Raw genomic sequence first — 15,334 nt, 5'->3', positions numbered from 1 at the left:
GCCCGGCTCAGCCGCTGGCGGGTGCGGCGGTGCTCTGCCGGACCACGAGGGTGGGCTCGATCGGCGTCGTGGTCGCCATGACGGCGGTCGGCAGTACTGCGGTCAGCCGGGCGCCGTGCTCGGTCGAGCCGAGCAGCCGCAGCAGCGTGGCCATCCCGCGCCGGCCCACCTCGTCGAAGTCCTGACGCACCGTGGTCAGCGGGGGCAACATGAACTCCGCCTCCGGGATGTCGTCGAACGCCACCACGCTGATGTCCGCCGGCACCCGTACGCCCCGTTCGTGCAGGGCACGCAGCAGGCCCAGCGCCATCTGGTCGTTGGCGACGAAGACGGCGGTCACGTCCGGGTTTCCGGCCAGTGCGGTTCCGGCGGCGTACCCGGAACGGGCGCTCCAGTCCCCGGCGATGATCGGCGGCACCGCGGCACCGACCTCCTCCAGGCTCTGCCGCCAGCCGGTGATCCGGTCCCGCGCCTCCAGCCAGTCACTGGGGCCGGAGACGTGCCACACCGTCCGGTGACCGAGTTCGAGCAGGTGCCGAACGGCCAGCCGCGCGCCGGTGACCTGGTCGACCGACACGGACGGCAGGCCGCTGTCCTGGCCCGCCTCCACCGCCACCGCCACCATTCCCTGGGGCAGGCTGTGCAGCGCGGCGGCGGCCGCCATCTGCGGTGCGATGATGATGACTCCGTCGACACCCTGGCCGTCGAGCGCCTCCACGGCGCTGAGCACGCCCCGGCGGTCGACCTTCTCCAGGGTGACGATGCTGACGCCGTAGCCGGCGGCCCGCGCGGCGCGCTCGATGCCGAGCAGGGTGGACGCCGGGCCGAACAGGATGGTGTCGAAGCTGACCACGCCGAGCACCCGGGACCGACGGCTGGCCAGGCCCCGGGCCATCGCGTTCGGTCGGTAGCTGAGTTCCGCCATCGCCCGGACCACCCGGTCCCGGGTCTCCGGACGTACCCGTGGATGGCCGTTGATCACCCGTGAGACCGTCTGGTGCGACACTCCGGCGAGCCGGGCCACGTCGGTCATCACCGCCGGGCGTCCCGCCCGCGACGGCGTCGTCATCGGATCATCCTCCGCCAGCACAAACGTCTACCGCCTTCCGCCCCCGCCGGCGACGCCGGACACCCGTCCCAGGTTAGCCCCACCATGCTGATTGGCGATCGCGACGGTCCGTGTTCCGGCCAGGTTGCGTTCCGGTTCCGGCACCGGGCCGGATCGGTCGTCCGACCGGGGGGATCGGTCGTCCACCCCGGGGATCGGTCGCCCACGGCGCCGAGGCGGTGCTGCCGCCCGAGCGCGCGCGGTTGCGGGCCGCGTCGCCGAGAGTGGACGGTGCCGGGTTCCGAGCGTCGGTGCGCGGCCGTAGGCTCTCCGGGATCGTCGGGGCCGCCCCCCGCAGGTTGAGCTGATTGGTTACCTTGAAGCCGGTCATCAAGATCTGACCGCTGGCGTACGCCCGGGGCGCGCCGTTCCGGTTGCTCGAATGGGGAGGTTACGGGTGGGTTCGCACGGGTCGGCGGTCGCTGTCCCGCGAGGCCAGTTGGCCGTCGCGCCGCAACCCCGCCCACCGGCCGTGCTGCGCCGGATCACCGCGCCGATGCGGCAGACCCCCGGCCGGCTCACCGCCATGCTGGCCGCCGTGGTCGTCCTGGGGCTGATCGCCGGGGTGGTCGCGCTGGTCGGTGTCCGGCAGCGCGCGGACCTGGTCCGCGGAGTCACCGCGCGCAGCGGCGAACTGGCGGTCGCGGCGCAGAGTCTGTACCGGGCGCTGTCCGACGCCGACGCGACCGCCGCGAGCGCGTTCCTGTCCAACGGTCTCGAACCGCCGGCCCTGCGGGACCGGTACCAGCGGGATCTCGCCGACGCCGCCGCGGCGCTGACCATCGTCTCGGCGGCCGCCGCCGACGACGGACGGGGCGCCACGGCGATCGCCAGGATCACCACCCGGTTGCCGGTCTACAGCGGCCTGGTGGAGACCGCCCGGACGTACAACCGGCAGGGCCTGCCCCTGGGCGTGGCCTACCTGCAGGAAGCCTCGGGCCTGATGCGTACCGAGCTGTTGCCCGCGGCCCAGGAGTTGTACGCGGTGGCCTCCGGTGAACTTGACGACGCCCGGGACCGGGCGGCAGGCTTCCCCTGGGTCGCGGTGCTGCTGGGCGTGTTCACCCTGGCCGGCCTGGTACTGGTGCAGATCCATCTCACCCGGCGCACCAACCGGCTGCTCAACGTGGGGCTGCTCGTCGCGACGGGGGCGACGGTGCTGCTGGTGGGTTGGCTGACCGTCTCGGCGGTGGTGGTGGCCGGATCCCTGGGTGCGAGTCGCGATGACGGTTCCGCCCAGGTGAACCTCCTCGCCGAGGCCCGCATCGCCGGACTACAGGCCCGGGCCGACGAGGCATTGACCCTCGTCGCCCGGGGTAATGGCGCCGCGTTCGAGGAGAACTACGGCGTCGTCATGGAACGGCTCGCCGGGACGGACGGCTCCGGCGGGTTGCTGGCGCAGGCCCGCGCGGCGGCGTCCGACGAGACCACCCGGCAGGCGGTGGACACCGCCATCGCGCGCAGCAAGGAGTGGGCCGCCGCGCATCGCAACGTGCGGATCCTCGACGACAGCGGCGAGTACGCGAAGGCGGTGGCCGCGACCGTGGGCACCGGCGACCAGACGACGGCGGCGATCTTCAACCAGCTGGACGAGGCGCTCGCCAAGGCCATCACCCACAACGGTGGCCGGTTCGAGCGCGAGGCGGAGAGCGCCGGCCGGGCGCTGACCGGAACCGATATCGGTATCGTCGGACTGACCCTCCTGCTGGTGATCGGAGCCGCGGTCGGCATGCAGCGGCGGATAGTGGAGTATCGATGAGAAACCGGCACCGTGCCGGCCGGTTGCTCGCCGGCACCATAGCGATGATGCTCGCGGTGAGCCTCGCCGGATGTGGCACCGACGATCCGGTACTGCCCGAGAACGCCGCCCAGGCCGATCCACCCCGCCCGGTCGGCATGCAGGATCCGGCGGTCATCCCGACCGGGCCCGCGGCGGCCTCCGGTTCCTGCAACCCACGGGCCAGCCTGCGGCCCTCCGGCGCGCTACCACCACCCCGCCAGATGCCGTCCGGTACGGCGATGGCCCGGATCGCCCAGCGCGGACGGCTGGTGGTCGGAGTCGACCAGAACAGCTACAACTTCGGCTTCCGTGATCCGTTGACCGGGCAGCTCACCGGCTTCGACATCGACATCGCCCGGGAGGTCGCCCGGGGCATCTTCGGGGACCCCGGCCGGATCCAGTTCCGGGCGATCAGCTCCGCGGACCGGATCAAGGTGATCCAGGACGGCACCGTCGACCTGGTGGTCCGGACCATGACGATGAACTGCGAGCGGTGGGAGCAGGTCTCCTTCTCCACCGAGTACTTCACCGCGGGCCAGCGGATCCTGGTCACCCGGGGTTCGGCGGCGAAGACGATCCAGGACCTGCGTGGAAAGAAGGTGTGCGCGGCGGCCGGCAGCACCTCGATTCGCAAGATCGCCGAGGAGGGCACCGCACCGGTCTCGGTGGTCAACTGGACCGACTGCCTGGTGCTGTTGCAGCAGAACCAGGTGGTCGCGGTGTCGACCGACGACAGCATCCTTGCCGGACTCGCCGCGCAGGACCCGAACACGGAGGTGGTCGGTCCCCGGTTCAGCGACGAACCGTACGGGGTGGCCATCTCGAAGGAGTCGCCGGAACTGGTCCGGTTCGTCAACGGGGTGCTCGCCAAGATCCGATCGGACGGCACCTGGGGCAGGCTCTACAGCCGCTGGTTGACGTCGCTGGGCCCGGCGCCCTCCCCACCGGTCGCCCGTTATCGGGACTAGCGTGTCTCGTGGAACTCGGTGCGAGGCGGCGACGTACCGGTGGAGATCACCGGGACATCGGATAGGTGTGCCGATGAACGTGTCGCCGTCGCCGTCGCCGATGAACCGCACCGAGGCCGACCGGCTGATCCGCGACCTCGGTGCGGCGTACGACCGGATCTCGGCCGCGATGTACGCCCTGGACACCCATCCCGACCTGGCCGTCCTACGTGGTACGCAGCCGGGCGGCGACACCGCGCGGGTCGCCGCCGGACGGCCGGCCCGGATCGACGTGCTCTGGTCGCAGTTCACCGCGTTCTCCGACCTCCTGCACCGGGCCCGGGAGGTCCGGGCCCGGCGCTCCCGACCGGGTGACGCCGAGTTGCGGGAACTCGCCGGCCTGCTCCGGGCCCCGGTGGTGCGGCTCGGCGCCGACGGGATGGTGCTGGACGATGCCGTCGCCGACCCGTCGGCCCATTCGTCGGGGCTGGTCGACCTGGCCCGGCGGATCGAGACGGAAGCGGCCGGACTGGCCGGGGCGTTGTCCGAGGTGGTGGCGGCACGGAGCCGGCTCGCCGAGGGGTTCGGGCAGCTCACCGCCACCGTTGCGCGACTTCGGACGGAGGTCGGGGCCCTCGGCGACGCCCCGACGGTCGCGGGCGACCTCGACAGGCTCGGCCGCCAGATCGACGAGGCGTACGGAGATGCGCTCGGGGACCCGCTCGCCGCGACCCGGAACGGGCCGGTCGCGTCCCGGATCCGGGACCGGCTGCGGGAGTTGACCGTGGAGGTCACCGGCCTGGCCGGGCGACTCGCCGAGCTGACCGAACTGCGGGACGGCTATCCCGGTCGGGTTGCCCGGTTGAGGGCCGAACTGGATGAACTGGTCGCCGCGACGACGGAGACCAATCGGGTCTACGCGGTCGCGCTGGCGAAGATCGCGAATCCGGGCCTACCCGACCTGCCCGCCGCGAACCCGGCGCTGCGGATCCACCTTCACCAACTCGACCAACTGCACCGCGAGCGTCGATGGCACCGGCTCGGCACGGAACTGGACGCGGTCGAGCGGGCCGTCGCGACCGCCCGGCGCCGGATGGTCGAGCTGCACGAGGCGGCCGACGGGCTGCTGCGGCGCCGGGACGAGCTGCGGGGCCGACTCGACGCGTACCGTGCGAAGGCGGGCCGGCTCGGCCTCATCGAACACGTCGACCTCTCCGCCCGGTACCGTCTGGCTCGCGATCTGCTCTACACCAGCCCGTGTGATCTGGCGGCGGCAACCCGGGCCGTGGTCGCGTACCAGCGTCAACTCAACGATCTCGCCGAGCGCCCGACGCCCGGTGCGAAGGGAGCCGTTCCATGAGCACCCGATGCCTGCGGCCCGGTTGCCCAGGCTCCTATCTTCCCGACGGATACTGCGACGACTGTGGACGTCGGGCACCGGGCGCCGGGTCGGGCCCGGATGCCACCGGCCAGAGCGGTGCCAAGGGCATCGGCGCCGCGACTGCGACCGGTACGGGCGCGGTGCCGACGGGTACCGGCCGGGCCGCGGCGCCGACCGGTAGGGGCCGGGCGTCGGTGCCGACCGGGACCGGGCGGGCGTCGGTACCGGGTGCCGGCGCGGGCCAGGCGACGGGACTCGGGACGGGGCCGGCGTCGTCCGGTCACGGTCCCGGCCCGGCACCGGCCGCTACGGGCCCGGCATCGACGGGCACCGGCCGGGGCTCGGGGCCGACCGGCGTCGGCACCATGCCCAGCCGGGGCACGGCGAACTCCGGCTCGCGGGGATCGACGCGGTCCCGGAGTGCCTCCCGGGGCGGGCTCGGTGCCGGCCTGGTGGACATCGCCCGGGTGCCGCTGCGCGATCCGGCAACGGCGGTGATGTCCGAGCCGAAGGTCGCCGAGTCGCGGCGGTTCTGCGTCAGCTGCGAGAAGCCGGTGGGCCGGGGCCGCGACGGCAAGCCCGGTCGGGCCGAAGGCTTCTGTCCGCACTGCGGCAGCCAGTTCTCCTTCCTGCCCAGGTTGGGTGCGGGCGACGTCATCAACGCGCGGTACGAGATCCTCGGCGCCCTCGCGTACGGCGGCCTGGGCTGGATCTACCTGGCCCGGGACCGGAACGTCAGCGACACGGTCAGCGACCGCTGGGTGGTCCTCAAGGGACTGATCAACACCTCGGACGCCGACGCGATGGCCTCGGCGGTGGCCGAGCGTCGGTTCCTGGTCGAGCTGGACCACCCGAACATCGTCAAGATCCACGATTTCGTGGAGCATCCCGACCCACGCACCGGCACCCCGGTCGGCTACATCGTGATGGAGTACGTCGGCGGCCAGTCCCTGCGGGACATGCTGCTCGCCCGGCGCCGGGACAGCGGCCAGCGGGCCCTGCCGCTGCCCGAGGTGATCGCGTACGGGGTGGAGATCCTGCCGGCGCTGGACTACCTGCACGACCGGAACCTGCTGTTCTGCGACTTCAAGCCGGACAACGTGATCCACGCCGAGGAGCAGCTCAAACTCATCGACCTGGGCGCGGTACGACACGTCGACGACAGTGCCAGCGCCATCTTCGGAACCCCCGGCTACCAGGCGCCGGAGGTCGGCACCCTCGGTCCGTCGGTCGCGTCCGACATCTACACGGTGGGCCGGGCCCTGGCCGTGCTCAGCCTCGACTTCCGTGGCTTCACGACCAGCTTTGCCAACCGGCTGCCGGAACCGGCCGACGCGCCGCTGTTCGCGGCCGAGATGTCGTACCACCGGCTGCTCCGGCGAGCGACGCACCCCGACCCCGATCGACGCTTCCAGAGCGCCGGTGAGATGAGCGAGCAACTGCTCGGCGTACTGCGGGAGGTGCTCTCGGCCGCGGACGGTGTGCCCCGACCGGCGGTGTCCCGGCAGTTCACGCCGGAGCGACGCGCGTTCGGAACGGACGCGGGCGAGGTCAACCGGGCCGTCGCCGGTCGGGCCTGGGGAGCCGGCGGCGGTGTTCCGCCCGGCTCGATAGCGCCGGCTCCGGCGACGGTTGCCGCCGCGTTGCCGCTGCCGCAGGTCGACGTGCTCGACCCGGGGGCCGGATTCCTCGCCTCGCTCGGCGCGACCGATCCGGCGGAGCTGGTCCGGCAGTTGACCGCGGCACCGATGCGGAGCGTGGAGGTCGCGCTCCGGCTGGCCGGCGCCCGGATCGAACAGGGTGACCTGGCCGGTGCGGCCGCCGACCTGGATCGACTGGCCGCGGCCGACCCGTTCGACTGGCGGGTGGACTGGTACCGGGGGATCGCGGCGCTGACGGCGAACCGGCCCGCCGAGGCTCGGGTGGCGTTCGACGCCGTGTACGACGTGTTGCCGGGCGAGCCGGCGGCCCGGCTGGCGTTGGCCGTGAGTGCGGAGTGCACCGGAGATCGGGAACTGGCCGCCAGACTCTACGACCGGGTGTGGCGGGCCGATCGCGGCTACCTGAGCGCGGCGTTCGGGCTGGCCCGGATCCGGTTCCTGGTGGGGGACCGGGCAGGGGCGCTCGCCGTGCTCGACCAGGTGCCGGACAGTTCGAGTCAGCACGTCGCCGCACAGGTGGCGGCGATCCGGGCCAGCCTGCCCGGGTTGAGTGGCGGCGGGACCGGACCTGACGAGCTGTTGCGGGCCTCCGCCCGGTTGGAACGGCTCGGGCTGGACGTCGAACGGCAGACCCGACTCACCATCGAGGTTCTGGAGGTCGCCCTGGCCTGGGTCAGGAGCCGTACGGCGTCGACGTCCGAGGCCAGGATCCTGGGGCACGATCTCACCGAGCGGGGTCTCCGGTTCGGGCTGGAACGGTCGTACCGGACGCTGGCCCAACTCTCCCGCGATCCGGAGCTTCGTATCGCGCTGGTCGACCACGCGAACGCGGTCCGGCCGAGGACGCTGGTATGACGGCCACGGGTGGTACCGGCCCCGCCGGCAGCATGGCCGCACCCTGCCCCGAGCATGGCCCGCCGGACGCGCCGGACCACCGGTACTGCGAGGTGTGCGGTCGGGAACTGGAACGCGTCGCGGCGGCGGAACCGACCGGGTCGCCGGGCTGGGCAGCGGCGGCGGGGTCGGCCGGGTCGCAACCGTCGTCGGCACCCGAACCAGCCGAGCCGTCCGGCGCGACCGAGTTGTCGAGGCTGGCCGCGTTGGCAGGGTCCACCGAGTCGTCGTCTCGGACCGAACTCTCCCGGCTCGCGGCGCTGGCCGGCCCCACCGAGGCGTTCCGGCCGACCGGGCCGACCGGATCTCCGGAACCATTCCGGCGTCCGGGGCCGGTCGGGCATCCGGGCGTAACCTCGCCTCCCGGTCCGTTCGCGCCGTCGGGGCCGGTGGCGCCTCCAGGGCAGTACGCGCCCACCGGGCCGCCCCCAGGGCCTTCCGGACCGGGCGGAGTTCCGGGAACGGCTGGTCCGATCGGTCCGGCCGCGCCCACGGGGCGGGGTGGGTCGGCGGAACCGGCCGGCTCGTCCGCGACCGGGGTCTGGAGTGTGTCGTCCGGTCCGATCGCCGTGCCCCGGCCGGCTGCCTGGAGCGCACCCGTGGCACCGCCCGCGCCGGCATCACCACCCGCACCGCCCGGGTGGGGCGGGCCGGCATCACCGCCGACGTCCTCCGGGTGGAGCGCGCCGGCCGCGCCGGCCGGCTGGGGTGTACCAGCGCAGCCGGCTCCCGCCGTGGCCGCTCCGCAGGGGCAGCTTGGTACCGGCGCACCGACCGGTCCCTGGCTCTCGTCCCGAGCGGTTGGTCAGCCCTGTCCGGGATGCGGCACACCGCCGTCCGGCAACCCGGGCCACTGTGACCACTGTGGACGTCGATGGCTCGTCGGCCGGGACCGCGCGGACCTGGACCTCGGCCCGGTCGCGGCGGTCACCGACAAGGCCCGGCGGCGGCGCAACGAGGATGCCGTGGCGATCGGCAGGCTCGGCCAGACGATCGCGGCCGTCGTGTGTGACGGGGTGTCCACCTCGTTGCGTGCCGACGTGGCCGCGCACGCGGCGACGGAAGCGGGCCTGACGGCAATGCTCTCCGCGCTGTCGGCCGGTGCCGGCGCCCCCGACGCGATCATGGCCAGCGGGCGTGCCGCCGCGGCCGCGGCCCGGGCGACCGCCGCGAGCGACGACGGACAGGTGCCGCCGAGCTGTACGTTCGTCTGCGCGGTGGTCACCATCGGCTCGGTGACGGTCGGCTGGATCGGCGACAGTCGGGCGTACTGGCTCGGCCCCGACGGCGCGGTGGACGAGGCCGTCTGCCTGACCATCGACGACTCGGTGGTCGGGCAGATCCGGGCCGGTCGGCCGGTGCCGCCCGGTGCCGAACTGGATCCCACCTCGAAGGCTCTGATCCGCTGGCTCGGCGCCGACTCCAGTGACGCGGAGCCACAGGTGGTGACCTTCCAGCCGAACCGGCCGGGACGGCTGGTGCTCTGCTCCGACGGGTTGTCGCACTACCTGCCCAATCCGGCCGCCCTGGCCGCCCGGGTGCCGGGACCCGGCGGTGCCGCCCCGATCGCGATCGCCCGGGACCTGACCCGGTTCGCGGTGGAGGCCGGCGGGCACGACAACGTCGCCGTCGCGGTGCTGCCGTTCCCGCCGGTCGTCGGACCGGGAGGGCCCGTTGCCGGACCGGGAGGGCCGGTCGTCGGACCAGGAGGGCCGGTCGTCGGACCGGGAGGGCCCGTCGTCAGACCGGGAGGGCCCAGCGCGTGAGCGGTCCGCCGCAGTTCCTCGTCGAGGTCGACCACAACGAGTATCTGCCCGCCGGCGGCCAGGTGGTGGACGCGATTCTCACCGTGACCGCGTCCGGGCCGGACCTGCGCGATCCCGCGAACGTACCGACTGCGGCGCAAGCGATCATGATTGACACCTCGGGGTCCATGGCGATGCCCGCGACGAAGCTCGCCGAGGCGAAGCGGGCCACCGCGGTCGCGATCGACACCCTGCGCGAGGGAGTCGGCTTCGCGGTGGTGTCCGGAACGGCGATCGCCCGGATGGTGTACCCACCGCAGCCGGGAATGGTGCCGGCGACGGCACAGACCAGGGCCCAGGCGAAAGCGGCGGTGGCCGGACTGCGCGCGGACGGCGGCACCGCCATCGGGCGGTGGCTGGACCTGGCGAACTGGCTGTTCGCCGGCTACCCGGCCGAGGTCAAACACGCCATCCTGCTCACCGACGGACGCAACGAACACGAACGGCCCGAGGACCTGCAACGGATGCTCGCCGCGTGCGAGGGCCGGTTCGTCTGTGACAGCAGGGGCATCGGTACCGGCTGGGTCGCGGGCGAGCTACGCGCCATCGCGTCCACCCTGCTCGGTACCGCCGACGGGCTGGAGAACCCCGAACAGCTCCCGGCGGCCTTCCAGGCGATGACGGCAGCGGCGATGGGCAAGTGGGTCGCCGACGTGTCGCTGCGGATCTGGAGTCCGGCCGGCTCGACCATCCGTACGGTCAAGCAGGTCTTCCCACACGTCCAGGACCTCACCGGGCGCCGGGCCGCCGTCAGCGCCCGGATCGGTGACTATCCGACCGGTGCGTGGGGAGCGGAGACCCGCGAGTACCACGTCTCGGTGGCGCTCGAACCCGACTCGGTCGGCGAGGAGGTGTTGGCCGCGAGGGTCAGCCTGGTCAGCGCCGGCCAGATGCTCACGGAACGACTGATCCTGGCCCGGTGGACCGACGACACCGCGCTGTCCACCCGGATCAGCCCACAGGTGGCGCACTACACCGGACAGGCCGAACTCGCGGCCGCGATCCAGGAGGGACTTCGCGCCCGGGAGGTCGGCGACGTCGAGACGGCGACGGCGAGGCTCGGCCGGGCCGTACAACTGGCCGCCGAGTCGGGGCACGACGAGACGGCGCAGCTCCTCGGCCGAGTCGTCGATGTCGTCGACGCGCCGACCGGCACGGTGCGGCTGAAGCAGCAGGTGAGCGCGGGAGACGCCGAGTTGACCGACGTGCGGTCGATCAAGACGGTGCGGGTGAGGAAAGACCCGGGGTGACGGCGGTGACGACGTCCACGTGTCCCAGGGGACACGAATCGGCGACGATGGACTACTGCGACGTCTGCGGGGCGCCGATGGCGGGCCGCGGCCCCGGCCCGGACCAGGCGAACAGCGGGCCAGAGCCGGTCGGTGCGCCCGGTGTCCCGGAGGGAGCCGTCGAGCCGAGGCAGTCCGGCGGCGGGTCCGTCGCCGCGCAGGAGCCCTCGCCGGCCAAGCGGTGCCCGCTGTGCGGGACCCCGCAGGTCGACCGCTTCTGCGAGGAGGACGGCTACGACTTCCTGCTCTCCCCGCCGGTCCCGGCCGCCCCGGACGGCGCCGCCGAAGCCAGCTCCGGCGAGGCGGCCGGCGTTCCCGACGAGGGCGGTCAGGGCCCGGAGCACCCCGGCACGCCCGCCTCCCGGGCGGCGGGAACGGATGGTAGCCCGCAGGGACACGTCGCCGCCTGGCAGATCGTGGTCGGCGCGGACCGGGACTACTTCGAGATCATCAGAGCCCTCGGCGGGGCCGACGCCGCGGCGCTGAACTTCCCCCGCTTCGTCCCCGAACGACTGTTCGTGCTGGACCGCCGGCAACTGCTGATCGGCCGGCGGAGCCGGTCCCGGGGCGTACGTCCCGACATCGACCTGATCGGTCCGCCCGAGGACCCCGGCGTGTCCCACCTGCACGCGCTGCTGGTGCCGCAGTCCGACGGCTGGGCACTGGTGGACCTCGAATCCGCCAACGGCACCTATCTCAACGACCCCGCGACGGCGTCGATCGCCCCGAACACGCCCGTACCGCTGGGCAGCGGCGACCGGATCTATCTCGGCGCCTGGACGGTACTGACGATCCGCCTCGACGGCTGAGCGGAGCGGTCCGGCGCGCCGGCACCTGTCGCTGCGAGATGCCGGCGCGGCGACCGGAGCCGGTCGGCGGTCGAGGCGGCCCGCTCCGGTCGACGGAACGATCAGTTCGTTGCCGGGTCCTGGTTGCGGCGCAGCGTCCTGACCCAACTCTGTGCGGTGTGCCGGGGCACGCCGTAGTGGTCCGCGACGGCGGTGGCGGTGCCGGCCTGTCCGAGTACCGCGGCGAGATCCTCCGGAGCCCGTCGGTACGACCGGCCGGCGGCGGGTGCCGGTGCGTTGCTCCGGGCCGTCCGCCTGCCGCCCGCCGCCCCGCTGCTCCTGCCCGCAGTGCTCTTGCTCGCGGTGGCGCTCTTGCTCGCGGTGGCGCTCTTGCTCGCGGTGGCGCTCTTGCTCGCGGTGGCGCTCTTGCTCGCGGGGGTGCTCTTCCGCGTTGTCGACGTACCGCTGCCGGAGCTGAGGCTCTTCTTCGGGGCGGTGCCGCCGCCGGTCCCGACGGTCTTCCTGGCCGGGGCGCTCTGCTTCGCCGTGGCCTCCTTCGCCGCGACCTTCTTGGCCGTGGCGCGCTTCTTGGCCGGGGTCGCCGGATCACTCTGCCCGGTACCGGTCGCGGTCTGCTTCGTGGCAGCCTTTCCGACCTTGGACCGGGTGGTGGTGGTCGGCGTCGTGCTGCCGCGCTTCGCGGTGCTCCGGGTCGGAGCCGTCTTCTTCACCGTGGACTTCGTCGCCGGAGACCGCCCGCTCGACACGGCGGCGTTGGCCTTCCTGGCAGCTGACTTCCGGGGCGCCGTCGACGTCGGCGGTTCGTCCGGCGTCTCCGCTCCGCTCGACGCGGCGGTGCCGATCTCCTCCGCCGTACCGGTGACCTTCTCCTCGCCGTCCGGCGTGAACTCGGACGTCGCTTCCGGCTGTGGCGGGACCAGCCCGGTCGCCACACTCGCGTCCACAGTGGTCGGCGAGGTCTCCGTCGACGTCGCCACCGGCTCCGGGATCGCCTCGGGGGTCTCCGCCTCGGGCGCCGGCGGAACGTCGGCCTGCGGGGTGTCGACCGTCGGATCGGTGGCACGGACGCCGGAGGACGCCGGGGCCGGGGTCGACGCCGATGCCGCTACCGCCGGTGTGGTGGAGCCCGGCATCACGGCGCGCAGCAACTGGTCCAGATCGACCGCTGGCAGTTGTCCCGGGGTAAGTCCTTCGCCCTCGCCGGCACGTACCAGGAGTTCGGTGATCCGGGTGGCGTTGTCGGTAACCTCGACCCGCAACGTCGTCGTCGCGCGGGTCTGATCGTCCGGGGCGATCGTAATTGTGTAGGAACTCACCGGGATGCAACCTCCAAAGCTGAGACCTTCGACCGAAGCGCGCCGGCCCCGTCCAGGCACGCGCCGGTCCGACCTCCAATGATGTCGGCGGCCAAGCTACCTTCAGGTAAGGCAGTTGGCCAATCCAGGGACCGCCTCCGTGCTGCCGTGACCCGCCCTGTGTACGTCACACCAATCGACGTACCTGGGCGGTGTATCTAGGATAGGCGGTCAATGTGTCCACGTTCACCAATGCCTTTCCGGAACCCCTGTCGACCATCTGCGTACCGGCCCGGCTTCGGCCATTCTGGGGACCCCGGAATTCACCGTGGGCGTCCGGTACGGACAATGCATCAACCTGATGCCCACGCCAGGCGCCCCGGTGGACCAGTACCGTCGGCGCCACCGCCTCACCCATGAGGACCGTCCGAGAGGAGCACGTCCATGCGCTTACCAGGTTCCGCGAGGATCCTCGGCGCGTACGCCGTCGCGCTGGCACTGGTCGCGTCGCCCGTGCCGGCGCGAGCCGGAGCGGGCAGTCCACCACCGGACATCGTCGTGCAGGACGGCATGACCCAGCCGGTGTTCTCGTTCGCCGACGCGATCGAGGAACGGGTGTGGGTGGAGACCCCGCTCGACACCGACTCCGACGGCCGGCGTGACCGGGTGGTGGTCGACATCTCCCGGCCCCGCGAGACCGAGACCCGGGGTATGCGGGTTCCGGTGATCCTGGAGCACTCGCCGTACCGGAAGGACACCTGGGACGACGTTCCGTACCCGAGCGTGCTCGTCGACGACCTGCCGCAGAACGCGTCCGGCCGTTCGTCGGCGGCCCGCGTCGGGGACCTGGGCGTCTTCCGGGCGAAGGCGAACCTGCCCGGCCAGCTCGACGACTACTACGTTCCGCGCGGCTACGCGGTGATGTCCGGGACGAGCATCGGCACCGGTGACTCCGACGGCTGCCCGACCACCGGCGACCAGGCGGAGACACTGAGCACCAAGGCGATCATCGACTGGCTGAACGGTCGGGCCAGGGCCTTCGACGCCAGCGGCGCACCGGTCCGGGCCGGTTGGACCACCGGGGCGGTCGGGATGACCGGGGTGTCCTACAACGGAACCCTGCCGAACATGGTGGCGACGACCGGCGTCAAGGGACTGAAGACCATCATCCCGGTCTCCGCGATCAGCAACTGGTACGACTACTACCGGGCGAACGGCCTCGTCGTGGCGCCGGGCACGTACCAGGGTGAGGACGCGGACATCCTCACCATGTACACCGCCGGCCAGGCCCGGTCCGAGGGGCCCTGCGCCGACGAGATCGCCGAGATCGCCGAGGAGCAGGACCGGATCACCGGCGACTACACCGAGTTCTGGCAGGAGCGGGACTACCTGCCGGAGGTACGTCGGGTTCGGGCCAGCGTGATGGTCGTGCACGGGCTCAACGACTGGAACGTGAAGACCGGGCAGTTCGCCGACTGGTGGGAGCAGCTCGCCCGGTTCGGCGTACCGCGCAAGCTCTGGCTGCACCAGGGCGGCCACGGTGGGCCCGGCAGCGCCGCCACCGTCACCCTGCCGGACGGGCGGTCGTGGACCTACCGGCAGACCGAGAACCGCTGGCTCGACTACTGGCTCTGGGGCGTCGACAACGACATCATGGCCGAGCCGAGGGTGGTGCTGCAGCGGGAGGACCGGGCCTACACCACGTACCCGGACTGGCCGGACCGGGCGGCCCGGGACGTCTCGGTGGAACTCTCCGCGACCAGCCCCACCGCACCGGGCACGTTGCAGACCCACGGTCCCCGGGGACGTGCCGAGCAGAGTTTCGTCGATTCCGGACGGACGATCGCGCCGACCGAGCTGGTGGCCTCACCGGAGACCGCGAACCCGAACCGGCTCGTCTACACGTCCCCGGCGCTGGCGCAGGACGTCCGGATCTCCGGGCGGCCGGAGCTGCGGGCCCGGTTGTCCATCGACAACCGCACCGCCGCGAACCTGACCGGCTACCTGGTCGACTACGGCCCGGCGGGCTCGACCGACGCGCCGTTCGTGGTGACCCGGGGCTGGCTCGATCCGCAGAACCGCACCAGCGAGTCGCACTCCCGCCCGGTCCGACAGGGCCAGATGTACGACTACCGCTGGAATCTGGAGCCGAAGGACTACGTCTTCCCGGCCGGTCACCGGCTCGGGGTCGTGATCTTCTCAAGCGACCAGGAGTACACCCTGCTGCCGCTGCCGGGCACCCGGTTGACGGTGGCACCGAAGTTCAGCGCGTTGACCATCCCGGTGGTCGGTGGCCGGGCCGCGCTCGGCTTCTGAGCACCACGCCGGCCCGGTACGTGTCACGGCCCCGGACGTCGTCGACGTC

The 15,334-nt window shown here is 72.7% G+C and carries 10 protein-coding genes; 8 read left to right on the top strand and 2 right to left on the bottom strand.

What is annotated here, in order from left to right:
• Positions 1-7: 7 nt before the first annotated feature.
• Positions 8-1,069: a LacI family DNA-binding transcriptional regulator gene (locus ACFP2T_RS06240; protein ID WP_377418326.1), complete on the bottom strand. Its 1,062-nt coding sequence runs from the start codon at positions 1,067-1,069 to the stop codon at positions 8-10.
• Between the two features lie 436 nt (positions 1,070-1,505).
• Between ACFP2T_RS06240 and ACFP2T_RS06235 the strand changes: the two genes are divergently transcribed.
• From ACFP2T_RS06235 to ACFP2T_RS06205, 7 genes are all read left to right on the top strand, one after another.
• Positions 1,506-2,867: a hypothetical protein gene (locus tag ACFP2T_RS06235; protein WP_377418323.1), complete on the top strand. Its 1,362-nt coding sequence runs from the start codon at positions 1,506-1,508 to the stop codon at positions 2,865-2,867.
• A complete protein-coding gene (locus tag ACFP2T_RS06230) occupies positions 2,864-3,856 on the top strand; it encodes a glutamate ABC transporter substrate-binding protein (RefSeq protein ID WP_377418320.1) in 993 nt (330 codons plus the stop codon). The genes ACFP2T_RS06235 and ACFP2T_RS06230 overlap by 4 nt, the downstream gene beginning before the upstream one ends.
• Before the next feature lie 73 nt (positions 3,857-3,929).
• On the top strand, positions 3,930-5,195 hold the full coding sequence (locus ACFP2T_RS06225; RefSeq protein ID WP_377418317.1) for a hypothetical protein: 1,266 nt from the start codon (positions 3,930-3,932) through the stop codon (positions 5,193-5,195).
• Positions 5,192-7,732, top strand: coding sequence for a serine/threonine-protein kinase (locus ACFP2T_RS06220; RefSeq protein ID WP_377418314.1), 2,541 nt, complete (start codon positions 5,192-5,194; stop codon positions 7,730-7,732). Before ACFP2T_RS06225 ends, ACFP2T_RS06220 begins: the two co-directional genes overlap by 4 nt.
• 773 nt (positions 7,733-8,505) lie before the next feature.
• Positions 8,506-9,537 (top strand): PP2C family protein-serine/threonine phosphatase, encoded by a 1,032-nt coding sequence (locus tag ACFP2T_RS06215; RefSeq protein ID WP_377418311.1) that lies wholly within the window; start codon positions 8,506-8,508, stop codon positions 9,535-9,537.
• The gene (locus tag ACFP2T_RS06210; RefSeq protein ID WP_377418308.1) at positions 9,534-10,826 is read left to right on the top strand and encodes a VWA domain-containing protein; all 1,293 of its coding nucleotides are present in this window, start codon (positions 9,534-9,536) and stop codon (positions 10,824-10,826) included. The genes ACFP2T_RS06215 and ACFP2T_RS06210 overlap by 4 nt, the downstream gene beginning before the upstream one ends.
• Positions 10,827-10,831: 5 nt before the next feature.
• Positions 10,832-11,674, top strand: coding sequence for an FHA domain-containing protein (locus ACFP2T_RS06205; protein ID WP_377418305.1), 843 nt, complete (start codon positions 10,832-10,834; stop codon positions 11,672-11,674).
• Between the two features lie 101 nt (positions 11,675-11,775).
• Here the strand turns inward: ACFP2T_RS06205 and ACFP2T_RS06200 are convergent, their stop codons facing one another.
• The gene (locus ACFP2T_RS06200; protein ID WP_377418302.1) at positions 11,776-12,990 is read right to left on the bottom strand and encodes a hypothetical protein; all 1,215 of its coding nucleotides are present in this window, start codon (positions 12,988-12,990) and stop codon (positions 11,776-11,778) included.
• A 423-nt stretch (positions 12,991-13,413) separates the two neighbouring features.
• Between ACFP2T_RS06200 and ACFP2T_RS06195 the strand changes: the two genes are divergently transcribed.
• Positions 13,414-15,285, top strand: coding sequence for a Xaa-Pro dipeptidyl-peptidase (locus ACFP2T_RS06195; RefSeq protein ID WP_377418299.1), 1,872 nt, complete (start codon positions 13,414-13,416; stop codon positions 15,283-15,285).
• The last annotated feature ends 49 nt before the right edge of the window (positions 15,286-15,334 follow it).

The organism is Plantactinospora solaniradicis (assembly GCF_042658085.1).
GTDB lineage: Bacteria > Actinomycetota > Actinomycetes > Mycobacteriales > Micromonosporaceae > Plantactinospora > Plantactinospora solaniradicis.
Note: the sequence above shows the minus strand (reverse complement) of the source record. Positions and strands in the feature narration are given on the sequence as shown.